Raw genomic sequence first — 24,501 nt, 5'->3', positions numbered from 1 at the left:
TTTTGTCATTTAACTACTACTGCGTAGCTATAATCAAAATAAGAACAAATAGATTAATTGGTTGGGTCTACCGCAGTACCTTGGGTAGCATCATCGCCATCTGGTAACAAATCATCGTTGTTACTATCTAATGGGTTCATATCTGGATCTAGCGAATCACTGTTTATCATCATGCCATTATTTGCGCTGACCACTTCATCATTGACCATAAATTCAATACGGCGATTGCGGAAGCGACCTTGTTCGGTTGAATTGTCCGCGATTGGTTCTGATTCGCCCATGCCTTTGGTAGTTAGTTTACTGGCATCAACTCCCTTAGATACTAGATACGCTTTCACTGACTCAGCACGCTCCTGAGACAGCTCCATATTATAGGTATCAGAGGCTTGACTGTCCGTATGACCGACAATCATCAGCTTCATATCAGATACGTTATTGATGATTTCTGCAGCACGGTCTAGCAGCGCTTTATTGACTTCAGGTATAACCGCTTCATCTACTTGGAAATTAATCACCTGAATACTCAAAGCGCGAGCAACATCACGTGGATCTGGGTTTTCACCTAGATTGGTCATCGCCACATCTGCAGCAGCCAGACTGTCATCAATCTCACCTTGTAAATCTAATGGACCTTCAGCTTGTACGGTCATAGCAGGAGCAGCTGCTTGTAAATCAGCAACTAACTTGCCCAACGCAGCTTTATCAGGAGCGTTGACAGTAATGTTATCGCCTTTGATAACCATGCTCGCGTTCGGTACATTTTTGATAATTGGTAATATCGTTGCCAATTGAGCGGATGCTGGCATATCTACTGCAAAGTTATCATCAACGTCAGCACGGCATTTATTGGCTTCATCACCAAATGCACCAGTCAAAGCATTCATAACATTGGTTTGTAAGGTCTCATCACCTACACTCATACGACAAGCATACAGCTCGCTATTTTCACCAGTTGCGATACTTAGTGATGCAGGCTCAATTGCGCCTGCAACCCCTAATGCCTCATTACCTTGTGCCCCTTGCTGCACTGTAGCCGCTGGCGTTGCTACAGGTTCAGGGTTTTCTTGACAGCCTCTGAGTAGAGCCCAAGCCAATGCACCCAAGATAATCAAACCAATAATAGGTAACAGCGCTTTCATAAAGCTTTCTTTTGGCTCTTCTTCTTTTTGTAGTGGCGCTGTACTGGTCGTATCAGAAATTGGTGTGCCAGCCGTAGTAGAAGTGGCAGCGACTGCACTAGCAGGCAAAACAGTACCCGCCCATGCAGGGATATGATGCTGGTAACTGTTCAGATTGTCATTCAAAAATTGCGGAACAGGCGTAGTACCAGCTAAGCTTTTGATTTCATGAAAAGCCAATGGCGCTGCCATCGCAATCAAACCACGTGAGGCCGTTGCATCGACATTATGTTTGCCTGCTAATTCGCGAGAGATTTGGTCGCGGTGTGCGCCTTCTGTCCATACACGGTCATAAAAAGCATTATCATCACGGGCAATATTTTCATTGGCAAAGCGACTAAAAGTATCGTTGTCTGCAAGACGAGCAGCAAAAATGGCATAAAACTGTTCTAGTAGATTTTTCTTAGCTGGGCTACGGTCATCTTCCAATACGGCTGGGCTGACGGTGCGTGTCAAATGGCTAATAATATCCATAATATGGCTCTCCCCTTAATTTTTATTTATATCATTCGTTCGCTCAAAAAGCAGCTATATCATTCTTTTGTATTCAATCGTTATAGTATTAGGTAATCATGATAGCGATAAATCCATCAAACTACTTTGTTTGGTTTTGATTATTATAAAATTCTTAAGCTACTATTCACAGTCTGTACGTTGTTGTGCAAATGATACAGTAAGTAATGTTTCGGTTGGCACACGTAACTATAGCCAAGCTACATGAAAAGATAGGCCATATAAAAAGACACGCCATATGAAACAGCGTGCCTTATAAAAACTACCTAATTTGAGCTGGTTCAGCAACGATGACTGTGTTTGCCATCTCATCCACTTCTGAAGGTGAAAAAGGGCCTGGCGGTCTGGTCGTTTGATTATTCGAAGGAAAGTTGTTGGGAATATTGCTCGCGCCATTAGTAGGCAGATTGTTGGGAGCATTATTAAAGCTATTATTGTTAGGCAAAGGAATTGGTATCACACGATCTCCAGTATCATCATCTGATGCTTGGTATTCGCCAGAGTTACTATTTAACCCATTATTATTGTATTGATTATTAATCCCCGCCCCATCATCTACAAACTGATTATTTGCGTTTGCCATGTTGTTCGTAGCATCACCAATGTTGCTATTATCAGGCAACGGCAGTGGCGCTGTACTCTCGACTACCATCGCTGGTACTAAGTTGCGTATTTCTGTGACCAGTTTTTGCAGCAGCATATTGTCTGGCGCCTCCAGTGTGAGACGGTCATTTTGCACATGTAAACGTGCAAATGGTGTTGATCTAAGCATCGTCAATACATTGGGCAGTATTTCGGCAGGCATATTAGCGATTGTGGTTGCTACCCCATCCTGTATGTTTAATTCACAAATACTTGCCTGCTCACCAAAGCTTGTATTAAGCGCCTGTTGCAACGTGCTTTGCAATGCAGCATCGCCAACGGTCGCGCTACAAGTGTACAAGTTGCCGCCATTGTCTACACCAACAATAAGCTCAACAGGAGCCGTTGTTGGTACAGGAGGCACGGGCGCTGGCGGTAGTTCAACAGGTGCCGTGGCCACAGGCTCTACTGGTATTTCATTATTGGGTTTCACTAACAATGCCCATGCTGCTAGGGCAAGCGCAGCCAAAGCTACTATTAATAAAAACACACGTATTAGTAGATCGTTTCGTTGATTGCGAGTGCGCACTTGTGCACGCTTTAAGTTACTATTCTCTGCCAAATGGTAGGCTGCCGGATTGGCATGAATAGCATCACTATTGGCAATCGTATCGTTATCTAACGCTTCAGTGTTTGCGCGCTCAGCAGTTGATATTTGCTCTATACTTTCTGCATCAGTGTTCTTTATTGGTTTGTCTATGCTAGCTATGCCAGTATCTAAAGTAGAATCGTCAAGTCTATTCGATATGTCGTCACTTACTGGCACCTGTACTGGCACATTATTATTATCTGAACCAAAGCCTGTTTGTATTTGCTGACTAACGCCTTGAGGAGCCGTAATCACAACTGCTGCCCAGATAGGTAAATATGGTCGTAAAGCAGCCTGCTTTTCTTGTAAGAATGCTGGCAAAAACTGCCCATTGGCCAATACTTTTAGTTCACGATATGCCAATGGTGCGGCACTAATTAATAATTGCTTAGTTGTCTGTTCATCAATGTGATGGGCAGCTGACAATTCTTGGACGATCGTTTTTTGCAGGCTTTTATCTTGCCATATTTGTTCAAATAAAGGGCTGTCATTATTGCTGCTAGTAATTACGTGATCAGTACGCAGCAACTGTGAGTAAACCTGTGGCACAGCTAGACGCGCAGCCAAAACAGCATAAAACTGCTCAAGTAGACTGACATAGGCGACATTATTGCTGTCATCATTACCCATTACAGCTGGGGTTACCGTTTGTTCTAGCCGGTCAATAATGTTCATATTTCACTGCCTCTATCAGCCTTATTTGAATGTGCAAAAACTAAGCACTTATTTTATTTTCGTCAATGTCATTTGTGTATTTTGCTTCTTTGTCTAAAAGATTCATTGCAGCGCGGATGAATGAACACTACTCTCGTCTTTAACCTTGCTTTAAAAGTTTCACTTATGTTGCATGGTACACTGCTACATTATTCACTATAACCGCATAAAAAAGCATCGTTTTGTCACACAATAGGTATTCGCGTTATCGCAACTACTGTTAGTATTAGTCTATTGCTAATGGTTAGTACTTAATACGGATCAGACGTCAAACTTACTTTTTAATCAGCCGTAACGCTTAGGCTTTGAATATTGTCATTTGTAGCTTGTCATTTGTAACATTGTCACATATCAGGCACGGCCTAAGGATTTTCCTTTGTTAAACCATACGACGCTTATTATCATTATTACCGTTATTGTCAGCTTATTGGCTTGGCAAAACAAGACGCTATTTAATCGATTGATTTTTTACCCGCCAGCAGTTAACAATGGGCAATGGGATCGCTTTGTGACCCACGGCTTTATTCATGCTGATAGTATGCATTTGCTCTTCAACATGTTTACTTTGTATTTCTTTGGGCGTGCTATCGAAGGACTATATCAGCCGTTTTTATTCGGCTACGGTTTTGTGGTCTTTTATGTGTTGGCAATTATCGTTGCCATGATTCCAAGTTACGTGAAAAATAAGAACAACGCCAGTTATTTGAGTCTAGGCGCATCAGGCGGCGTATCAGCTGTGCTGTTTGCTTTTATTCTGTTAGCACCATGGGAGAGAATTTATCTTTTTGCCGTAGTTCCTATTCCTGCGATACTATTTGCCGTGGCTTATATATTTTATAGTATCTATGCGGATCGACGCGGTGGTTCAAACATCAACCATATGGCTCATATGTGGGGCGGCGCATTTGGCGTTATCGCTACGATTGTTTTGGAACCAAAAGTACTACCGCATTTTATCAATGCGTTGCTATCACCGGGATTTTAGACATTTTTACGTATAGTAAAGCTATCACTTAAAAGACAGCTATACTTTATAAATACTATTTTGCGCACGTTATATTTCTACATTTGAGATTTATTAATACATTATGATTATAGATATTATCGGTGATATACATGGTTATGCAGACAAACTGGTCGGTCTGCTGCATCAGTTAGGCTATGAGCATAACGGTCAGCATTTCGTGCCACCGACAGGTCACAGGGCTTTGTTCATCGGCGATTTGATCGATCGTGGTTCGCAGCAACTAGCTACACTGGAAATTGTCTTTGCAATGCTAGATGCTGATGTGGCCGATGCAGTAATGGGCAACCATGAATATAATGCGTTGGCATATGCCACGCGCGATCCTGATAATACTAGCCAGTATTTACGCTCGCACAATGATATCCACAGACGCCAACACGAGGCGTTTTTAGCAGAGATACCATTTGGCTCAGAGCAACATGAGTACTGGTTGCAGCGTTTATACGAAATTCCATTATGGATTGAGACCGACTATGCGTGTTTTGTGCATGCTTGCTGGGATACAGATAGCATGGCGATACTAAAGCCCCTTCTGACTGACGATAACTGTTTGACTCCGGCAGGTCTAATCGAAACAGCTAAAGAAGATACCATTGCCTTTGACGCTTTAGAGCGAGTGTTAAAAGGGGTTGAAACAGGTTTACCTGAAGGTATTGTGATGGTAGATAAAGAAGGTACCGAGCGTACACGAGTGCGAGTACGTTGGTGGCTCGATGAGCTAAATACACGTACCCTGCGCGAAGTGTCTCGTGCTCCATCGTCCGCATTGGCACAAATACCGCCTGACGCACTGGCTGAAAATATTGAGTTCGCGCTAAAAACTCATAAACCTGTGTTCGTCGGGCATTATTGGCTCACTGGTACACCTGAGCCACTCAGTCCACAAGTTGCCTGTACCGACTACTCTGCAGCAGTGGATAGCGGTTATTTGACCTGCTACCAGTTAGATACCGAACAACCATTACCATTGACGGCCAATCACTTTATTCAGCATTATCACGATGAAAAACATATATAAAATCGTGATATCAATGCAATTAGCGCCATACAAGTATTAAAAGTCAAACTTGGCTTTACGAGTGTAGCAAAACTTTTGTATGATGGTCTTTTTGAGGATATCCAATCATGAGCACCACGAATACTGCTGCTAACCAGAACGGTCCAATCACCTCCCCTGCTGGTCAGCCAAAAGTCGGCATTATCATGGGTTCGCAGTCTGACTGGGCAACTATGAGTGCTGCTGCGCAATTGCTTGCAGACTTTGACATTGCTTTTGATTGTGAAGTTGTCTCTGCACACCGTACGCCTGACAGATTATTTGATTATGCCAAAAGCGCAAAAGATAATGGTCTACAAGTGATCATCGCTGGTGCAGGCGGTGCCGCTCATCTGCCGGGTATGTGTGCCAGTCAAACGCCGCTACCTGTTTTTGGTGTCCCTGTAAAGTCATCTATGCTGAGCGGTTGGGATAGTTTACTGTCTATCGTACAAATGCCAAAAGGCGTCGCTGTTGGTACTTTGGCGATTGGTGCTGCTGGTGCCTATAACGCTGCCCTACTTGCAATTCAAGTATTGGCATTGCATGATGATACGATTGCTACTAAGCTCGATCAGATGCGCCAGTCTCAGACTGAGACTATTCTTGCTAGCCCAACACCAGGTATTATTAATCCTTAAGTAAATATAAATCGATCAGCTTTTATAGCAGAGTCTTCTAGATTGAAGGCTTAACAATTGAAGCTATCACTGTATATTTTTAAGCAATTCCGATTAGAGATAAGGTGCATACAGTGCACCTTTTCCTATTTTCACCCATTGAGTTTTAAATTTTAATAGCCCAAACACCTTATTCACTTTTATTCAAAGAGCCTGCCATGACTACAGCAAACGCTTATCCTGTTACCCAAACCATTCGTACCATCGGTATTTTAGGCGGTGGTCAGCTTGGTATGATGCTTGCCGAAGCCGCTATTCCATTGGGTTACCAATGCGTATTCTTAGAAGACAATCTAGAATGCCCTGCCAGCTTGTACGGTCGTGTCTTTCATAGCGATCAATTAGAAGACTTTATCGCAGCAGCGGATGTCTTTACGTTAGAGTTTGAAAACACGCCAACGTCTACGGTCGAGCAGCTGGTTAGCTTGTCAAAATCTGGCAGCAAGCAAGGCATGTTCCCACCACTGATTGCGCTTGATATCGCCCAAGATCGTCTAAAAGAAAAGCAGATGTTCAACACGCTTGATATCGCAACCGTGCCATTTATGGAAGTCAATTCTGAAACTGAGCTCAAGCACGCTTGTAAAGAATTGGGCCTGCCTATCGTTCTAAAAACCAGCCGAGGTGGTTACGATGGCAAAGGACAGTTCGTCATCAAGCAAGACAGTGATATTAAAACTGCTTGGCTAGATTTAAAAGACGCCGTCAGTGGTAAAGGGTCACTTACGCCAACACCTGCGCCGTTAATTGCTGAAGGTTTTATTAACTTTAGTCGTGAAGTGTCTATCATTGCAGCAAGAGCGCAAAACGGTCAGGTACGCTGTTACGATTTGGTCGAAAACCATCATCACAACGGTATATTAGCCAAGACTCAAGCACCTGCTGTTGGCACGAGTCACCTGTTTCAACAAGCAACAGACGCCATTACCAAAGTCATGAACCATTTGGACTATGTCGGCGTCATGGCGCTTGAATTGTTTGTCACCAAAGATGCTCGTGGTCATAACGCGATACTAGCAAATGAGATCGCACCACGGGTACACAATTCCGGACATTGGAGTATCGAAGGCGCTATTACCAGTCAGTTTGAGAATCATATCCGTGCTGTGGTTAACTTGCCATTAGGCGATACAGATAACGTGCATCCTGCGATTATGGTAAATGTGCTGGGTCAATATCCCGATATCAGTGCAGTGCTAAACATCGATGGCGCTCATTACCATAGCTATCATAAGGCTGAGCGTGACGATCGCAAGATTGCTCATATCACCTTGATGCCTAATGACGTGACTGATTTAGAACCTGCTATGGCAAAACTGGTTGCTATCTTGCCAAACAAGGTTGGTCTAGATAAAGAGTATGCAAGTGTAGATACTCAGCCTAGTAAAGCAGATGTCGATGCTAAGAGTAATGCTAAAAACAGTACTCAGAACAGTGTTCAAAGCGATGCCACAGCTGATGAACTAGACAATAAAGACAGCCAAACAGATAGCCTGACTACTCCTTCATCAAAATCTGAGAAGGCCAAGAAATAATGCAGATATGGGTGGACGCAGATTCGGTACCATTAATTGCCAAAGATTTGATTATTAAAACGGCTGAACGTACCAAGACCATGGCCATATTTGTGGCCAATCAGCCGATTAAGCTACGCAAGTCACTCCTACTTGTTATGACTGTCGTACCGTCAGGGTTCGACAAAGCTGACGATTATATCGTTGAGCAGATACAGGCTGGTGACTTGGCTATCACTAGCGATATCCCCTTAGCCAATGATATTTTGGATAAAGGTGGTATGGTACTGACAACGCGCGGCTTAGTCTATGATAAGAACAACATCAAGCAAAAGCTCAATATGCGCGACTTTATGGATACTATGCGCGGTACTGGTGTCCTAGAGCTGCAGGAAATGAGCGGTCAAAAACCCTACGGCGATCGAGATAAAAAAGCCTTTGCTGACGGTCTCAATCGCTTAGTTCGTTAGTGCTTTTTATCGTTCTATCTGACGCCTACTCATCCTGTCTTCTATTAAGTAACATTATCTAGCCAACGTTTACTTCCTTGCAAACGGTATACACTCTATAACCAAACACTATTTAATTAGCACGCTTTATAACGAAGCGTGCTACCTATCTTTGTTACTCTATATTCGGTTTTTAAGATAAATAAACTTACTGAATAATTCAAACAATAGCATTCAAATAAAAATAGGAATGATTATGAAAATTTTAGTCGTTGGTGCAAGTGGTCGAGTGGGCGGTGATTTGGTTAAGCAGTTATTGGCTGATGATCATCAAGTTATTGGCACGACTCGTCAGAAAGAAAAGTTATTTGATAATGACAATTACACCCAGCTAGATTTAGACATTACAGCCAGCAAAGACTCTATTGAAAAACAATTGGATCAAGATATCGAGGCCGTTTACTTTGTTGCAGGATCTGGTGGCAAAAACGTCTTAGAAGTTGACTTGCACGGTGCCGTAAAAACGATGCAAGCGGCACAAGATAAAGGCATTAAACGTTATATTATGCTGAGCTCGGTCTTCTCATTAGAAACTGAAAAATGGGATGAAAACCCTGGTATTGCAGACTTAAAAGAATACTATATCTCTAAACACTACGCCGATCATTGGTTAGTGAACAACAGCTCACTGGATTACACTATTGTACAGCCAGGCGCACTAAAAGAACGCGCAGGTACTGGTAAAATTACTATTAATGATACCAGCTCTGGTGAGAATGCCATCGAAGATGTAGCGACAACATTGGCTGCTGTACTCACAGCGGATAACACCATAGGTAAGGTATTCAATCTACACAATGGTGATATCGATATCAATGAAGCAGTTGCTACCGTATAAATAAGTTTAGTATTACCAAAATTGGTTGTGTCTGCTAAATTTTAGAAACAGCCAATACAAAAGGTCATTGTCGATTCGCCAATATCTAATTGGTAAATCGATAACGACCTTTTTATTACGTATTTAGATTACAACTAATCTAAAGAAGCTCATTCAATTATGCTTGCCCACTGGGAAAAGGAATGACTTCTTCCAAGCTGCTTGCACCTGTCAACACCATTAGCAATCTATCCATACCGACTGCGATACCGCTACATGGCATCAAATCATTGGAGGCAGCTAATAGATGCTCATCGATTGGCATTTGAGGTAGATTATGACGCGCACGTAATTGATTGTCTTGTTCAAAACGGTCGCGCAACGCTTGACCATCTGCTAGCTCATCATAAGCATTGGCGATCTCAATGCCGTTAATGTATAGCTCGAAACGTTTCGCAATTTTATTACCGTCTTTGTCCATAGCTGTCTTCGCTAATGCAGCGGTCGCAGGTGGATACTCTATAATCAATGTCGGCAAATCATGACCTAGGTTTGGCTCTACGGCATGACTGAATAACAAATCCAACCAGCTTTGGCGACGGTTTTCTTCGCTATCATCAGCATTATTAAAGTCAAATCCTGTCAAACCCATATCTTCTGCCACAGCTTGCAATGCAGTTAAACTCGCTGTCAACGGATGTATACCCACAAAGTCCATAAAGGCATCGACATAGCGATAATGACTCATCACAATTGAATGACCATAAAGTGCCTCTAACAACTCATTAAGTTCAGTTGCCATCTCGTCCAGACTATAATTCGGTTGATACCATTCAAGCATCGTAAATTCAATATTATGACGCGTGCCTATTTCGTTATCACGAAAGACAGGACAAATCTGATAAATAGATACTTGCCAGCTGGCTAATAAACGCTTCATCGCAAACTCAGGCGAGGTATGCAAATAATAAGTGCGCGGACGGTCCTGATAGGTCACATGAGCTGCTACAGACTGCAAAAAAGTGTCTGTATTGCCTGCTTGGGATAATAGCGGTGTTTGCACTTCCAGCACTTGTCGACTGGTAAAAAACTGACGAATATTGCTGACGAATTGCGCGCGTTGTTGTGCCATCGCAAGTGTCATGGTTGGTGCGTAGCTAGGCTTAGAAGTAATAGGGTGCGAAGAAATGTTATTTGCTTGAGTCATTGGGCTCTACTGCGACTGATGAATAATTGGTTGCTCAGTATCTTGTTTAATTAAAACTGCCACTCACGGCGCAAGTGGTAATCACGTCTCAGACCGTCGAAGTCAGCACCATTTACTTGCCCATCCACTGCTTTATTTCGCAACGAGGTATCATCTTGCATGATGTCATAAAACTTTGGCAGTCTATCTGGATATGATTTTAATTCAGACCATAAGAACATATTTAGCGGTAGCAGATTGGACATAGATTGAGCTGGAGGTATTGCTAATTTTTTACACAGTGCATCATAAATGATTTGTGTGCCACGCAGCTTACCTTCTAGCGTATAGCCAGCGATATGCGGTGTGGCAATAGCAAGCTTAGATAGCAAGCTTGCTGCAATCTCTGGCTCATGCTCAAACACATCTAGCACCACTTGACGTCCAGTATGCTCAATATCTGCTTTAAGTGCGCTTTCCTCGATTACAGGCCCACGTGCACTATTAATCAGCATCGTATCGGCAGGCATCATTGCTAAGGCAGCTACGTTGATAAGGTGACGTGTTGGGTAATCACTACCTTTAGGATTCGTCGCATTCTTTTCATTGGTCAAAGGCACATGCAGACTAACCACATCACTTTGGCTAAGTACCTGCTCCAAGCTAGCATTATTAGTTTTAGAGGTTGGTAACAAGGGATCATAACCTAGCACCTGCCAACCCAAATCATAGGCATATTGAGCAAGTGTACTACCGATATTACCAAGACCAATAATACCTAAGGTTAATGATGCCGACTGCTGCCAATACTGCGGACGCAAAGTGAAAACAGCCGTCAATACATATTGAGCCACAGAATACTTGCTACAACCAGCCGCATTGGCGAAAGTGATATTGCGAGACGTTAGATAATCTTGATCTACATGGTCGGTCCCAATAGTCGCAGACCCAACAAACTGCACACTGTTATTGTCAATCAATAGCGCTTCATTTACTTTCGTCACCGAGCGTATTAACAAAACATCTGGCTGCACATCGGCAAGTAGCGCGGCATCAATATCTCGACCAGCGACAGTGATAATGTCAACCGTATGCTCAGTCAGCTGACCAAGCGTAGCGTCATTAAAAAAATCATTCAGACTGGCGATGTTGCTGTCCGCTAAAATAGTGATATTTTTAATTGTACTTAATTTATCAGTCTTATTATTCGTCGATTCTGCCATATTTTTATTTGTCATTACTCATCGTCTCTATCGATAATTTTTTACATCATATTTTCTAGGGCGTGTCTTCATTTCAAAAATGGAGATAAAAATGAGATAAATTGCCGTTAAACAAGAAAAATAGCGTAGATAATATCAGGATATTAAATAGCTATTTGACGATGTTTGGCAAAATTTAGCCATTTTTAGCCCATTTAGATGGCCATCGGGTGAATTGAAGATACGCCCTAATGACTCATTATTCTGGTTCATGGACAGGATCTATCGCACGAGGGTCAGAAAGCATCACCTCTTGCTGAGCAAATATCTCATTCTTATGCTGAGATATCCACTCGCGCCATACCGCAAGCCCGATAGCCAATACGACAGGCCCAATAAACAAACCGACAAAACCAAACGCTGTTAGGCCACCTAATACACCAATAAAAATAATAATAAAAGGAATTTTGGTCGCGCCGCTAATAACGATAGGACGAATCAAGTTATCCACCCAGCTAATTACTAATACACCCCATAGCGCTAGGCCAATACCTTCTGCAGTATGTCCTTGACTCAATAGCCAAATCGATACACCGCCCCAAACAAATGGCGTACCAAAGGGAATCAAGGCAATAATGAAAGTAACGATGGTTAATAAGATAGGACTTGGTGCACCAGCGAAGTAATAGCCGATACCTGCCAATAAAGCCTGAGCCAATGCCGTCAGCCCGATGCCGTATACCACCGCACGCGTAGTTGTACCCACAGAATCGATGTAGCCGTCGATGCGATTGCCGATGATATTGCGCAGCGCTTGGCGAATCTGCCGAACCAGACTGGTGCCATCACGATAAAAAAAGAAGAGCGTCATTAACGCCATACCGAGTTTGGCCAAACTACTGAACACCACATCAAATGCTATTTTGCCATAATATAAATGCGACTGAACCCAAATGCGAAAAGCTTCTAGCGTCCCTTCTGGGTTTTTGTTGATGCGCCACAGTACGTCCTTGACTTGCTGACCGATGATAGGCAAATCTTTGAGGGAGTCAGGCACATCTAAGTAACCTACCTTGATACGATAAATCAAGTTACTGATTAGACTCAAGGCTTCTTGCTGCAAGATAAATACACCGATGACCAGTGGCACGCCTATTATCAGTGAGATACTCACCGTCATAATAGCGGCGCTAAAGTCTGGGCTCAGCTTTACCTTTTCATGGAAGAAATTATAGATAGGAAAAGTTACATAGGCCAAAATCGCTGCCCACAGCGCTGGCACAATAAAGAACTGCACCACTTGAAAACACAATACGAACAGCACCACTAGCAACGTAATTGCTAATAAGCGCTGAATAATAAATTCTTTTGTCCAGTTTTCAATCATAGCGTATAAACCAAAAGCGGACAGCAAACGATAATTTTGCTGGCGAGTTTATAAATGTGTGATGAATATCAGCTCTTAGACACTGTCTGTAAGCCATATCCATTAGCGAGAGTTGCGAATCATACAAAAAAGCATTGTGTCGGACTTATATTGCTACAGACTTATAAATTCACATGAAGATTAAGTAATATAACAGTCAAATAGTATGACTGTGTTCAGCTCCATACTACAAATTCATAGCCATTTATTATCATAGACAACACAATAAAAATGCAGTTAGCACACTTTATTATGCAATAAAGCGTGTGAATTATATAACGCGTTGTTGTAATCTTTACTTACAACTTTGTCTATGCAAGCTTACTAGATGACGACGATAATGACTAGCGCATAATGCATGAATTTAGTGTGCAAAAATGATGTATTGAAAACTGCTTTTATGTTCAGCTTTGAAACTGTTATCTTATAAGGGAATCCACTGGTGCGTTCTATTTGTCGCGACAATTGATGTTATACTAAAGCAATTATTTTAAGCTTTTCAGTGTAGTTAAGTTTATTTGCACATATTTATTTACATCGTTGTACAGACATCGAATCCTCTGAGCCAGATTTTAACACCCGCTTATATCGTCTTCTTTTAGACTATCATAAGTTCTAATTTTAGGGTGTCGCTATCACTTAGAGTAAGTTACTTGAGCAAAATCATAAGTCTTTTATAAAGTCTTATACGAGATTTAGACTCAGCATATCAGCTCAATATTTGAGCTTGATATGCCAGAGTGCAGTTTTGAGTTAATTTCGGATTTACTTTGATTTTATTTGAAATCAATACAGACACACCAAATTTTAATAATATATCGATAGGAACAATAACAATGTCAAAAGACACTGATAACCCCAACTCTAACACCTCAAACGAAGCCATTAAGACCAATAAACCACAAGATACTGTCACTTTTGCCCTAGCTCAATCACATTTTTTGGTCGGTGATATCGCAACCAACGTCGAAAAAATGCGTACCCTAGCACTACAAGCACGCGAACAAGGTGCTGACGTAATCGTATTCCCAGAGTTAGCGCTGTTAGGCTACCCTCCACAAGATTTGTTGCTACGTCCAAGCTTATCAGGTCGCGTTAAAAGCGCTTTGTCTACTTTGAGTGATATCGATGATATCGTCATGATTGTCGGCTATCCGCATGTCGATCATCACGGTACTTTTAACTCTGCTGCCATCCTGCATAATGGTCATCAAAAAGGCTTTTATCATAAGCAAATTTTGCCAAATTATGGCGTGTTTGATGAGCGTCGCTACTTCGATAAAGGTCGCAATCAAGTTTTATTTGACTATAAAGGCATTACTATCGGTCTGCTTATCTGTGAAGACTTGTGGGAAAAAGGTCCTATCTCTGAGCTTAAAAAACAAGGTGCTGATTTAATCGTAAGCTTAAATGCCTCGCCTTTTGAGATTGAAAAACAAGACAATCGCAAAACTATGCTAGCCAAGCGTAGCCGTGAAAACAAGCTACCTATCGTCTATGTCAACGCAGTGGGCGGGCAAGACGATCTCGTGTTTGATGGTGGCTCTATGGCTGTACAAGCTGACGGCAGCATTGCTCATGAAGCGCCGCGCTTTATGAATCAATTACTATTAGCCACGTTAGATGTAAAAACTGCTAAGTTTAACGAGCAGACCAAAGCGCCTCTAACCTTGAGCCGCGAGTCTGAAATGTATCAGGCGTTAGTCGTCGGTCTACGCGACTATGTCAATCATTCAGGATTCTCTGGCATTATTGTCGGGTTGTCAGGTGGTATTGACTCAGCATTGACGCTCTGTATTGCTGTTGATGCGTTAGGCGCTGACAAGGTATATGCAGTCATGATGCCATACGAATACACCTCTCAAATCAGTCTAGAAGATGCTCAAGCACAGGCGCGCCGCTTAAATGTTTCTTATACCGTCTGCCCTATTTTTGACGCTGTCGAAGGTATCCGTCATACGCTAGCACCGTTATTCAATAAGTCGCCAGCGGACACTACTGAAGAAAACATCCAAGCGCGCGCGCGCGGTGTTATTTTGATGGCCTTGTCCAATAAATTCGGTCATTTAGTTATCACGACTGGTAACAAGTCAGAATTGGCAGTGGGTTACTCTACACTATATGGCGACATGGCTGGTGGCTTTGACGTACTAAAAGACGTATATAAGTCTCAAGTTTATAAATTGGCAAGCTATCGTAACCGTTTAGAGGATACGCCGGTTATTCCTGAGCGCGTTATTACTCGTCCGCCATCAGCTGAATTACGTCCAGATCAAAAAGATCAAGACAGCTTACCTGACTACGATGTGTTAGATGGTATCTTGACATCATATATCGATGAAGATATGGGCTATCAAGAAATTATTGATAAAGGCTTCGATGCTGAGATGGTCGCCAAAGTCATCAAAATGGTAGACAACAGCGAATACAAACGCTTGCAATCTCCTATCGGTACTAAGATTAGCCATAAAGCTTTCGGACGTGAGCGCCGTTATCCATTGGTCAATAAGTGGTCAATCAAAGGTTAATTACTAGATACCTCTCAACTCTTACTATCTATAAGTTGAGAGGTACTAGTTAGCCAGTTTTACAAGATATCGAATTTTTTACTATTAGCTGGGTGCTTGCCCAGCTTTTTTGGTTTTTATTCACCAAAAATTTTTACACCTAGCCCGATTCTTTTCCAAACAGCTTTACCAACTATTTTGCCTCAATTATCTTTATTTTTTTTCGAGTACGTCATGAGTTTGCTAACCGCTAGTGTCTTTCTTCTTTTACTGCTTGCCTTAAGCACCTTTGTCTCTGCTGCTGAGATTGCCATCGCCGCAGGACGCAAAATCAAGCTCCAAATTATGGCAAAAGAAGGCGATGTTCGCGCACTTGATGTCCTCAATATGCAGGAGCACCCTGGTAGTTTTATCACCGTCGTACAAATAGTGTTAAATGCGGTCGCTATTTCAGCTGGTGCCGTGGGTGAATCGGCCATCAGCCCTTATCTCGAGCAGTTATTGAATAGTGAAACGATAGCATCGGTTATATCATTTGTACTTATTACGAGTTTGTTTTCACTACTTGCTGATCTAATGCCTAGGCGTTTAGCCATGTCAAATGCAGAGACGATAGCGGTACGGCTTGTACGCCCGATGATGTTGTTAATATTTATACTAAAGCCCATTATATGGGTGTTCGATGGGGCTGCAAATATCCTGTTTAAACTTTTTGGCATCTCAACCATACGTCAAGATGATATGACACCAGAAGATATTTATGCAGTGATGGATGCAGGTGCCGAAGCGGGTGTACTAAAGAAGCAAGAGCATCACTTGATCGAAAACATCTTTGATATGCAAGAGCGTACCGTCACCTCAGTAATGAACCCTCGAGAAAATATCGTTTACTTTGATACCAAGACAAGTACCGAAGAAGTCGTGAATATCATGATTGAGCAGCCACACAATAAATTTCTGGTCTGCCATGATGACGATTTAGAACATATCGTTGGCTATGTGGAATCTCGTAGCTTTTTAGCTTTGGTTTTGAACCAACAAGAAGTTAGCCTGACAAACAAGACTCTATTAAAACCAGCACTTTTCGTGCCTGATACGTTGTCTTTGTTTGAAGTATTAGAGATGTTTAAATCCACTGGCGCTGATTTTGCGGTCATCGTGAATGAATATGCCCTAGTCGTTGGTGTTATCACCTTAAAAGACGTGATGAGCATTGTGATGGGTGAGTTGGTAACGCTAGAAGAACAACCTATTGTCCAGCGCACTGACAACTCGTGGCTAATCGATGGCATGACCCCTATCGAAGATGTAATTCGTGCATTAGATATCGTCGACCTACCACGCAGTCAAAATTACGAGACTATCAGTGGATTTATGATGTATATGCTTCGAAAAATCCCTAAAAAGACTGATACGATTGAGTATGCCAATTATCGATTTGAGATTATTGCGACTGATAATCTTAAAATCACACAGATGCTAGTAACTAAATTAGAAGATGTCATTTAATTTACTAGCTATAGTCAATCCACTATAAAAGCGTTACAGCGTTAACCTCGCTTGAAGTATCACATATACATCTGCACTCGGTTGCCTTGTACCGCTCTTAAATTGGATCAACTATAGTTAAAGAATGCTTAATTAGCCTATTCACATTGCTTTAAGCACGCTGACCAAAGATAGCGGTGCCGACACGTACCATCGTTGTACCGTTTTCTATCGCTTCTGCCATATCACCACTCATACCCATACTAAGCGTATCCCAGCTATCTAGCTCTGGATGGTCAGCTTTAACCTCTTCAAACAACTGCTTAGTTCGAGCAAAGGCATCCGTATTTGCCTTAGCAGGAATAATCATCAGACCACGTAGCTGCAAACGCTCGTAGCCTTTGATCGCTGTTATTAGCTCTGGCAATTGGGCTGGCAGGCATCCTGACTTGCTATCTTCGTTATCGATATTTAACTGAATCAACACATTCAATGGTGGCAGGTCAGCTGGTCGTTGGTCATTTAACCGTTTAGCGATGATATCGCGCTCAACCGTTTGCACCCAATCAAAGTGCTCTGCAATGTCACGTGTCTTATTACGTTGAATACTACCGATATAATGCCAAACGATACTCTCGCCTACAGGTTGAGCTTTAAGAGTAGTAATTTTTTCGATGGCTTCTTGTAGATAGTTTTCACCAAAATCACGCTGTCCCTGCTTTGCTAAAGTTGCAATCATATCGGCAGGTTTCGTTTTCGAAACAGCCAGCAGCATAATATTGTCAACCTGTCTGTCAGCATGATCACACGCTTGCTTCAACTGTTTACTAACTTGCTGCCAGTTATCGATAAGTGTCACTTCATCAATATTGCCATTCATTTCCTTCATGCTCTGCCCTTATTGCTTAATTAATTTTTTGAGATTTTTTCTGCAATTTTTATTATAAAAAAACACAACTATCCGATTTTTAAAAGTAAATTAGAAATAGTTCCTATAAAAATTATTTTAAAACGATCCAGTTCTATTTTTTCTTAATTTAGTAGATGGTTAAATACGTACAGTCTTGTTATGATATTGTTACATGCTTTAACATATGCTGCTGAATATGCTAGTGATGGTAAAGACCTGTACTGGTGAGCTTTTTATCATCTCTTATTATACTAAGGCTATCGATAAATAGTTTACCACGTACTTTTATAGTGTTTTGTCTTACCTAGACTAAGTAATAGGAATATCAAATTATGGCTGAAAAAAATAACCTTAATATCGAAGACTTGCTGCGCTTTACGGTTAAGCATAAGGCGTCAGATTTACATATTTCAGCGGGTATGCCGGCAATGATACGTGTTGATGGTGAAATGACTCGTATCAATATGCCAGAGATGACCCATCAGGTCGTGCATCAGCTTATTTATGACATTATGAATGATAAGCAACGTGCTGACTTTGAGGAGTTTTTTGAAACGGATTTTTCTTTTGAAATTCCTAATCTAGCACGTTTTCGTGTCAACGCTTTTAATCAAAACCGCGGTGCAGGCGCTGTATTTCGTACCATTCCTTCTAAAGTATTAACGATGGAAGACTTAGGTATGGGCGATGTCTTTAGACGCGTTTCAGACTTTAAGCGTGGTGTGGTATTGGTCACGGGCCCAACCGGCTCAGGTAAATCGACAACACTTGCGGCGATGATTGATTATATTAACGAAAGCCGTAAAGAGCATATTTTAACTATCGAAGACCCGATTGAATTTGTGCATCAATCTAAGAAAAGCTTGATCAATCAACGTGAAGTACACCGTGATACTTTAGGTTTTGAGCCAGCATTGCGCTCTGCCCTACGTGAAGATCCCGATGTTATTTTGGTTGGTGAGCTACGTGACCTTGAGACTATCCGTTTGGCATTGACGGCAGCAGAGACCGGTCACTTAGTGTTCGGTACCTTGCATACCAGCTCAGCGGCTAAAACGATTGACCGTGTTATTGATGTATTCCCAGCTGCTGAAAAAGACATGATCCGCGCGATGTTGTCAGAATCATTGCAAGCTGTGATTTCACAGACCCTGTTACGTCGTCAAGCAGGGGGACGTATAGCCGCTCATGAAATCATGATAGGTACCCCTGCTATTCGTAACTTGATACGTGAGAACAAAATCGCTCAGATGTACTCTGCCATCCAAACAGGTGCAGGCGATGGCATGATTACCCTTGATCAAACGTTAAAGAACTTGGTAAGTAAGGGAACCATTAGTAAAGATGTTGCACGTCCTTATGCCAAGCAACCTGAGGCATTTTTGTAGTACTGATAGATAGTACTGACAGACAGTATTGACAGATACCACTAAAAATAATAAACAAATTATGGTCTCTGTAATTACTTTCTTACTTTTTATTGACGTATTTGAAATATAATTTTAATTGACTTACATCTGGTACAGGTGCGATATGGACATTGATAAACTATTACAATTAATGATCAGCAAAAATGGCTCTGACCTTTTTATTACTGCTGACGTAGCACCTTCCATGAAAGTGAATGGAAAAATTTTACCTGTCGGTAGGACACCTTTGAGTGCTGAGCAAACCTTGAGATTGGTCAAAGGTGTAATGACGCCAAGCCAGCAAAAAGAGTTTGAAGAAACCAACGAGTGTCAATTTGCTATCTCTGATGAAGCGCAGCAAGCACGCTTTCGAGTCAGTGCATTTGTACAACGCGACATGGCAGGAATGATTTTACGAAAAATTGAAAACAACATTCCAACAGTTGAAGAATTACGTTTACCGCCAGCGCTGAAAGAATTGGCCATGAAAAAACGCGGTATTGTTCTATTAGTTGGCGCAACGGGTACAGGTAAATCTACTACCCTTGCGGCAATGATAGGACATCGCAATCAAAACTCTCATGGTCATATCATCACGATAGAAGACCCTATTGAATTTGTCCATAAGCATCGCGGCTGTATTATTACCCAACGTGAAGTTGGTATCGACACCCATTCATTTGAAGCAGGCTTAAAAAACACGCTACGTCAAGCACCCGATGTCATCTTAATCGGCGAGATTCGTAACCGTGAAGTCATGAACTACGCTATTCAGTACGCAGAAACTGGCCATCTAGTGTTTGCAACTTTGCACGCAAACAACGCTAACCAAGCAATTGATCGTATCATTCACTTTTTTGAAACCAATCGCCATAATCAGTTGTTTATGGACTTGTCGTTGAACCTGCAAGCTATTATCGCGCAGCAACTTATTCCCACGCCTGACGGTAAAGGACGACGCGCTGCTATCGAAATTTTGCTAAATTCGCAGCTGATCAGTGACTATATCCGTAAAGGGGAAGTCCATGAAATCAAAGATGTGATGACACGCTCACGAGACAGTGGTATGCAAACCTTTGATCAGGCGCTTTTTGATTTGTACGAACAAGGAGAGATAACGTATAAAGAAGCGATTCTACATGCCGACTCTCCTAACGATCTACGCCTCAAAATTAAGCTCAGTAGCAAAAACGGTAAAGCTAATTTAGATGAAGGTGCTGATAGTTTATCGTTAGATGTTAGCTAAATTATTGCGCTTTCTACGCATAATAGACATATAAAAGAAGCCCTCGTTATTTATAACGAGGGCTTCTTTTATTGTTCGATATCGTAGTACTTATAGAAATAAGCGTTTCTACTTATACGCTAGACAATTACTTCGCGCTGTCTCTACACGCTTGATCTGCGCAAATGCCATATAGCACGAGAGAATGCCCAGACAGTTTAAAGCCATGTTTTTCTGCTACTTTCAATTGCTCTTCTTCGATGACTTCATTATGAAACTCTATAATCTTGCCACACACATCACAAACTAGGTGATCGTGATGCTCTTCTTGGGTAATCTCAAATACAGATAGATTGTTTTCGAAGTTATGACGCTCAACAATACCTGCTTGTTCAAACTGTGTTAGGACACGATAGACAGTGGCAAGACCTACGTCTTCACCTTGCTCGATAAGCGCCTTATACACTTCTTCTGCACTCATGTGATGCAGCTCTGCGCTTTCTAATAGCTCTAAAATTTTGATACGAGGTAACGTGACCTTGAGTCCTGCTCTACGTAAATCTTGATTGGTAAAAGAAGCCATAATATCCCTTTTGACTGTAACAGCCTTAACAAATAGAAAATATGAGATAAATAATCAGCAAAGATTATTTTTATTTAATATAAAGTAAATGATTAATAATAAACTGATGAAACTTATGCAGACATCTCTCTTATTATTTTCTAAATATCGAGATGCAAGCCTATGAATTTAAAATATAATTAATCTAACTATTCAGATTGTGTTTGGTAAATAATGTCGTAAGTGGTAGGCAATTGCAAGTAAATGACGTATCATTTGTCCAAGATTGTCGGTCAGACTGGTACGACCTAACGCTGGCCACACCTAATTCATTTCTTATGAGTCATCTTACCATGATAAAGACATTAAATTTCCGTCCGTTAAGCCACACAAGCGCATTACGTAAGATCGTTATCACCAGTATGCTTAGCGCTACTGTTGCTATGTCTGGCTGCTCATTATTGAGTGTTTATAAGATTGATTTGCCGCAAGGCACAGCGATTACGCAAACCCAAGCTCAAAAGCTAAAAGTGGGTATGAATCAAAACCAAGTTCTTTATACTCTTGGTAGCCCTGCGATTCGAGATACTCTTGAGCCTAAACGCTGGGATTATATCTATGACTACAAAGCAGGCACTGAAGGTAGCCGCAAAGGCATCGCAGATGTCAAAAACGCTAGCCAGCATTTAGTTGTTTACTTTGATGATAATGGTTTGGTCACGCGCATCGAAGGTATTGAGAGTCTGCCAGCGTCATAGTTAGCGAAACCTATTAGCTTAGATAGTTAATGGTTTAGCTACGAGATTTATTTTTGCGCTGAGACATAGGATCAGCGCTTAAACTGCGATATACCTCGATACGATCAAAAGGCTGTAGCAAATAGCTTAATGGCTGTTTCTGTGCATAAATACCCACATGCCAACGTTTCGCAGTTGGCGTGGTGACATCTATTACTTGCTCACACCACTCTGCCAGTTCTGCAAACTTTTCAAGCCATCCCGCTTGCGCCAATGCCTCATACAAACTAGTACCTTGTCTAACCTGCAAAGCTAGGTAATGCTGGCGCTGCTCATCTTCAGCATACGCCAGATATACGGTCATTAAATTAGCTTGAGTAAACTGTGGCACACTGCTGTCACGACCTTCGACTGTTAGCTCAACCACTGCATCACCCAACCTATCAGTGCTAGCAGTAATGCTAATGGTACGACTAAACGTATCGCCACTCGCCACAAGTTATAAACTGCTTCATTGCTGAAATTTAGTGACTTACGTAGATGGCTAATCTTCATCTGCCAACCCGCAAATACTGATAATAGTAGTACAGCAATGCTACTAATAATGACCAAGATGCCAACTAACCATGCTGTCGGAATCGCAACCACTAATAATAACGCTACAGCAAAAGTGATTATCAAACTAACTAATAATCCAAACTTATGCGTTAACTGCTGCGTGCTGTAATGAAGCAAGTAACTGGCTACAAATAACACCCCGCTCCAATATAACAGTTGTCCAATCGGCGGTAGCGACATACCACTAGTAAATAAAGCCACTACTCCTATCAGCAGTTGCAACACCCAAATCGGTAACACTAACTTGGTTGCACGGTACTCACGAGTAGCTGCTCTGTTTTTTACTTGCTGATGGTTTGCTTCTACCGCTGTGACTGTCTGCTTACTCACCAAGTTCTGACCGAACCAGTATAATCCTGTACCCGCACCGACACTCACTAACGCTAACGCGACTGCGCGTGCCCATTCCGTCAAACTGACATCAGTCATAGCAAAACCAGCACTTGGCACACCGTTTGCGAACCCTAGCAGCAACCCTATTACCATCAAACCCAAACCAATAGGTAGAGGAGTGACACCTAGCAAGCTTAAAAGTACTGCAATTACCATTAGTCCTGCAGCCACTGCGAAGCTAGGCACATCGGGTACGCTATTTAGCTCAGTTAATGCAGACAATATACTTGTACTTGCACCAGATATAACCAACGCTGCAATCACTATAGAAACCAGCGCCGCTAACCAACCAAAGCTACGCCATATCGGACTGACATCTGCTTCACGAGTGAGCTTTTGCATACCCGCTAGAGGGCCTTCAACGCTACGATAGGCCAATGCTATCTCAGCATAAATAACTGGCAGCGCAACCAATACCATGGCTAATAGCCACAACAGCCAAAAGTCGATCTCACCAATTGACGCAGGTGCAAACCAACGAAATAGCAATAACGGTAGTAGCGCCGCGATAAAATAAGAAGCATAACGGATCATCATAATTTCAATCCAAACGATCTAATACCATTTACAAAAACTGGACTAGCAAACAAAACAAGTGCAAGTACCACGCATGGTAGACTGAACATGTTTAACACGGCTAACCATATTTTGAAAATTGGTATAAAGTGAATAACGATAATTTATAATTATACAGAGCAACGACTGGCTTCTGTAAATGAATTCAGCTAAATACTGTCTTAATATAAGGGACAAACAGTTATAAAAAAACCCCGAAATCGGGGTTTAGTCATTCAGATATAATCAATATGCGATTCAGTACTCAGTGGCTTTACTTACTGGCCTTTTATGTAAAGCAAAGCATGTATCAGATATTGAATTAGTGCGACTCAATTAGTGAATAGCACTTACATAATCTGACAGGATACGAATGTCACGATCTGATAGTTTCGATGCAACCGTTTGCATCATACCCATCTCGCCTTCTTTGGCTGCATCATTGACTCGTTTTTGATCATCGCTATCGATATCATCAACACGTCCAGCGGCACGGAATAGTTTTAGCTGAGTAGCAATATACTGAGCGTGCTGTCCGCCTAGCTTTGGAAATGCAGCCCAAGTATTACCTGCAGCATCTGGACCATGACAGCCAGCACAGCCAATGACACCGCGCGACTTATCGCCGCCCAAGAATAGCTTAGTCGCTTCTTGGTTGGTTGCAGGATTGCCGTAGCCGACGTCCCAAGGCGCTTGACTGGCATAGTAACCTGCTACGTTTGCTAGGTCTTGTTGAGACAGGTTAGCAACTTGTGACTGCATAATACCGTTTTTGCGATAACCTGCTTTAAAGTTGACTAGCTGTTTATATAGGTACTTTACGTTTTGGCCGCCAAGGTTTGGCTGTGCAGGAACAATGCTGACGCCATTAAGACCATGACAAGCGGCACAAACGGTTTCTGCAACTTTTTGACCTGCATTGACGTCATATTCAGGAACAATAATAGCAGCTTGTACGCTGAAACTTGCAACGCATAAGCTGGCAGCAGCGATTAACTTTTTCATTGATACAAATCCTACTAGCTCGGCGTAAGCATTATTTAGAGTGATTGCACTGGTAAGAT

Annotated in this window: 21 protein-coding genes; 11 read left to right on the top strand and 10 right to left on the bottom strand. The window is 41.9% G+C overall.

The window, feature by feature from the left end; translation table 11 throughout:
- Positions 1-53: 53 nt before the first annotated feature.
- Together AK824_RS01740 and AK824_RS01735 are read right to left on the bottom strand one after the other, a co-directional pair.
- The gene (locus AK824_RS01740; RefSeq protein ID WP_057758278.1) at positions 54-1,652 is read right to left on the bottom strand and encodes an OmpA family protein; all 1,599 of its coding nucleotides are present in this window, start codon (positions 1,650-1,652) and stop codon (positions 54-56) included.
- Between the two features lie 301 nt (positions 1,653-1,953).
- On the bottom strand, positions 1,954-3,597 hold the full coding sequence (locus AK824_RS01735) for a hypothetical protein (RefSeq protein ID WP_057758275.1): 1,644 nt from the start codon (positions 3,595-3,597) through the stop codon (positions 1,954-1,956).
- A gap of 415 nt (positions 3,598-4,012) precedes the next feature.
- Here AK824_RS01735 and AK824_RS01730 point away from each other — a divergent pair, with 415 nt between their 5' ends.
- The 6 genes from AK824_RS01730 to AK824_RS01705 all read left to right on the top strand — a co-directional run bounded on the left by AK824_RS01730 (position 4,013) and on the right by AK824_RS01705 (position 9,240).
- The gene (locus AK824_RS01730; protein WP_057758273.1) at positions 4,013-4,621 is read left to right on the top strand and encodes a rhomboid family intramembrane serine protease; all 609 of its coding nucleotides are present in this window, start codon (positions 4,013-4,015) and stop codon (positions 4,619-4,621) included.
- 103 nt (positions 4,622-4,724) lie between these two features.
- On the top strand, positions 4,725-5,681 hold the full coding sequence (locus tag AK824_RS01725; RefSeq protein WP_057758271.1) for a metallophosphoesterase: 957 nt from the start codon (positions 4,725-4,727) through the stop codon (positions 5,679-5,681).
- 107 nt (positions 5,682-5,788) lie between these two features.
- On the top strand, positions 5,789-6,340 hold the full coding sequence (gene purE, locus AK824_RS01720) for a 5-(carboxyamino)imidazole ribonucleotide mutase (protein WP_082624535.1): 552 nt from the start codon (positions 5,789-5,791) through the stop codon (positions 6,338-6,340).
- A gap of 197 nt (positions 6,341-6,537) precedes the next feature.
- Positions 6,538-7,914 (top strand): 5-(carboxyamino)imidazole ribonucleotide synthase, encoded by a 1,377-nt coding sequence (locus tag AK824_RS01715; RefSeq protein ID WP_057758269.1) that lies wholly within the window; start codon positions 6,538-6,540, stop codon positions 7,912-7,914.
- Complete coding sequence (locus tag AK824_RS01710) at positions 7,914-8,363, top strand: YaiI/YqxD family protein (protein WP_057758267.1); 450 nt, start codon at positions 7,914-7,916, stop codon at positions 8,361-8,363. The genes AK824_RS01715 and AK824_RS01710 overlap by 1 nt, the downstream gene beginning before the upstream one ends.
- Positions 8,364-8,598: 235 nt before the next feature.
- The gene (locus AK824_RS01705) at positions 8,599-9,240 is read left to right on the top strand and encodes an NAD(P)H-binding protein (protein WP_057758265.1); all 642 of its coding nucleotides are present in this window, start codon (positions 8,599-8,601) and stop codon (positions 9,238-9,240) included.
- A gap of 157 nt (positions 9,241-9,397) precedes the next feature.
- Here AK824_RS01705 and epmA read toward each other — a convergent pair whose 3' ends face one another.
- The 3 genes from epmA to AK824_RS01690 form a co-directional block, all read right to left on the bottom strand.
- Complete coding sequence (epmA, locus tag AK824_RS01700) at positions 9,398-10,426, bottom strand: EF-P lysine aminoacylase EpmA (RefSeq protein WP_057758263.1); 1,029 nt, start codon at positions 10,424-10,426, stop codon at positions 9,398-9,400.
- Between the two features lie 50 nt (positions 10,427-10,476).
- Entirely contained in the window at positions 10,477-11,586 is a 1,110-nt protein-coding gene (locus AK824_RS01695) for a 4-phosphoerythronate dehydrogenase (protein ID WP_057762299.1), read from the bottom strand.
- A gap of 280 nt (positions 11,587-11,866) precedes the next feature.
- On the bottom strand, positions 11,867-12,994 hold the full coding sequence (locus AK824_RS01690) for an AI-2E family transporter (protein WP_057758261.1): 1,128 nt from the start codon (positions 12,992-12,994) through the stop codon (positions 11,867-11,869).
- A gap of 875 nt (positions 12,995-13,869) precedes the next feature.
- Between AK824_RS01690 and AK824_RS01685 the strand changes: the two genes are divergently transcribed.
- Positions 13,870-15,561, top strand: coding sequence for an NAD+ synthase (locus AK824_RS01685; RefSeq protein ID WP_057758259.1), 1,692 nt, complete (start codon positions 13,870-13,872; stop codon positions 15,559-15,561).
- Between the two features lie 213 nt (positions 15,562-15,774).
- Complete coding sequence (locus AK824_RS01680; protein WP_057758257.1) at positions 15,775-17,049, top strand: polyamine export protein PaeA; 1,275 nt, start codon at positions 15,775-15,777, stop codon at positions 17,047-17,049.
- A gap of 151 nt (positions 17,050-17,200) precedes the next feature.
- Here AK824_RS01680 and AK824_RS01675 read toward each other — a convergent pair whose 3' ends face one another.
- Positions 17,201-17,917 carry a YggS family pyridoxal phosphate-dependent enzyme gene (locus AK824_RS01675; RefSeq protein ID WP_057758255.1) on the bottom strand — a complete coding sequence of 239 codons (717 nt, stop codon included), beginning with the start codon at positions 17,915-17,917 and terminating at the stop codon, positions 17,201-17,203.
- Positions 17,918-18,270: 353 nt separating this feature from the next.
- On the opposite strand from AK824_RS01675, the gene AK824_RS01670 reads away from it, so the two are divergent.
- Both AK824_RS01670 and AK824_RS01665 read left to right on the top strand, forming a co-directional pair.
- Entirely contained in the window at positions 18,271-19,326 is a 1,056-nt protein-coding gene (locus AK824_RS01670) for a type IV pilus twitching motility protein PilT (protein WP_057758253.1), read from the top strand.
- A 145-nt stretch (positions 19,327-19,471) separates the two neighbouring features.
- Positions 19,472-20,593, top strand: a complete 1,122-nt coding sequence (locus AK824_RS01665; RefSeq protein WP_057758251.1) for a PilT/PilU family type 4a pilus ATPase — start codon at positions 19,472-19,474, stop codon at positions 20,591-20,593.
- 127 nt (positions 20,594-20,720) lie between these two features.
- On the opposite strand, the gene fur is transcribed toward AK824_RS01665, so the two are convergent.
- Positions 20,721-21,155 carry a ferric iron uptake transcriptional regulator gene (gene fur / locus AK824_RS01660; RefSeq protein ID WP_057758249.1) on the bottom strand — a complete coding sequence of 145 codons (435 nt, stop codon included), beginning with the start codon at positions 21,153-21,155 and terminating at the stop codon, positions 20,721-20,723.
- A 317-nt stretch (positions 21,156-21,472) separates the two neighbouring features.
- On the opposite strand from fur, the gene AK824_RS01655 reads away from it, so the two are divergent.
- Complete coding sequence (locus AK824_RS01655) at positions 21,473-21,892, top strand: outer membrane protein assembly factor BamE (protein WP_057758247.1); 420 nt, start codon at positions 21,473-21,475, stop codon at positions 21,890-21,892.
- Between the two features lie 34 nt (positions 21,893-21,926).
- On the opposite strand, the gene AK824_RS01650 is transcribed toward AK824_RS01655, so the two are convergent.
- The 3 genes from AK824_RS01650 to AK824_RS01640 form a co-directional block, all read right to left on the bottom strand.
- A complete protein-coding gene (locus tag AK824_RS01650) occupies positions 21,927-22,298 on the bottom strand; it encodes an RnfH family protein (RefSeq protein ID WP_227511184.1) in 372 nt (123 codons plus the stop codon).
- On the bottom strand, positions 22,286-23,419 hold the full coding sequence (locus tag AK824_RS01645) for a hypothetical protein (protein WP_057758243.1): 1,134 nt from the start codon (positions 23,417-23,419) through the stop codon (positions 22,286-22,288). The genes AK824_RS01650 and AK824_RS01645 overlap by 13 nt, the downstream gene beginning before the upstream one ends.
- Before the next feature lie 354 nt (positions 23,420-23,773).
- On the bottom strand, positions 23,774-24,442 hold the full coding sequence (locus AK824_RS01640) for a c-type cytochrome (RefSeq protein ID WP_057758241.1): 669 nt from the start codon (positions 24,440-24,442) through the stop codon (positions 23,774-23,776).
- Positions 24,443-24,501 lie beyond the last annotated feature (59 nt).

The organism is Psychrobacter sp. P11G3, from assembly GCF_001435845.1.
Taxonomy (GTDB): domain Bacteria; phylum Pseudomonadota; class Gammaproteobacteria; order Pseudomonadales; family Moraxellaceae; genus Psychrobacter.
This window is presented reverse-complemented; position numbering and strand designations above follow the sequence as displayed.

Bases quoted from the DNA above. Each gene is read 5' to 3' on its own strand.
- AK824_RS01740 (WP_057758278.1), bottom strand. From the start codon at position 1,652: ATGGATATTATTAGCCATTTGACACGCACCGTCAGCCCAGCCGTATTG.
- AK824_RS01735 (WP_057758275.1), bottom strand. From the start codon at position 3,597: ATGAACATTATTGACCGGCTAGAACAAACGGTAACCCCAGCTGTAATG.
- AK824_RS01725 (WP_057758271.1), top strand. From the start codon at position 4,725: ATGATTATAGATATTATCGGTGATATACATGGTTATGCAGACAAACTG.
- purE (WP_082624535.1), top strand. From the start codon at position 5,789: ATGAGCACCACGAATACTGCTGCTAACCAGAACGGTCCAATCACCTCC.
- AK824_RS01715 (WP_057758269.1), top strand. From the start codon at position 6,538: ATGACTACAGCAAACGCTTATCCTGTTACCCAAACCATTCGTACCATC.
- AK824_RS01710 (WP_057758267.1), top strand. From the start codon at position 7,914: ATGCAGATATGGGTGGACGCAGATTCGGTACCATTAATTGCCAAAGAT.
- AK824_RS01705 (WP_057758265.1), top strand. From the start codon at position 8,599: ATGAAAATTTTAGTCGTTGGTGCAAGTGGTCGAGTGGGCGGTGATTTG.
- epmA (WP_057758263.1), bottom strand. From the start codon at position 10,426: ATGACTCAAGCAAATAACATTTCTTCGCACCCTATTACTTCTAAGCCT.
- AK824_RS01690 (WP_057758261.1), bottom strand. From the start codon at position 12,994: ATGATTGAAAACTGGACAAAAGAATTTATTATTCAGCGCTTATTAGCA.
- AK824_RS01685 (WP_057758259.1), top strand. From the start codon at position 13,870: ATGTCAAAAGACACTGATAACCCCAACTCTAACACCTCAAACGAAGCC.
- AK824_RS01680 (WP_057758257.1), top strand. From the start codon at position 15,775: ATGAGTTTGCTAACCGCTAGTGTCTTTCTTCTTTTACTGCTTGCCTTA.
- AK824_RS01675 (WP_057758255.1), bottom strand. From the start codon at position 17,917: ATGAAGGAAATGAATGGCAATATTGATGAAGTGACACTTATCGATAAC.
- AK824_RS01670 (WP_057758253.1), top strand. From the start codon at position 18,271: ATGGCTGAAAAAAATAACCTTAATATCGAAGACTTGCTGCGCTTTACG.
- AK824_RS01665 (WP_057758251.1), top strand. From the start codon at position 19,472: ATGGACATTGATAAACTATTACAATTAATGATCAGCAAAAATGGCTCT.
- fur (WP_057758249.1), bottom strand. From the start codon at position 21,155: ATGGCTTCTTTTACCAATCAAGATTTACGTAGAGCAGGACTCAAGGTC.
- AK824_RS01655 (WP_057758247.1), top strand. From the start codon at position 21,473: ATGAGTCATCTTACCATGATAAAGACATTAAATTTCCGTCCGTTAAGC.
- AK824_RS01645 (WP_057758243.1), bottom strand. From the start codon at position 23,419: ATGATGATCCGTTATGCTTCTTATTTTATCGCGGCGCTACTACCGTTA.
- AK824_RS01640 (WP_057758241.1), bottom strand. From the start codon at position 24,442: ATGAAAAAGTTAATCGCTGCTGCCAGCTTATGCGTTGCAAGTTTCAGC.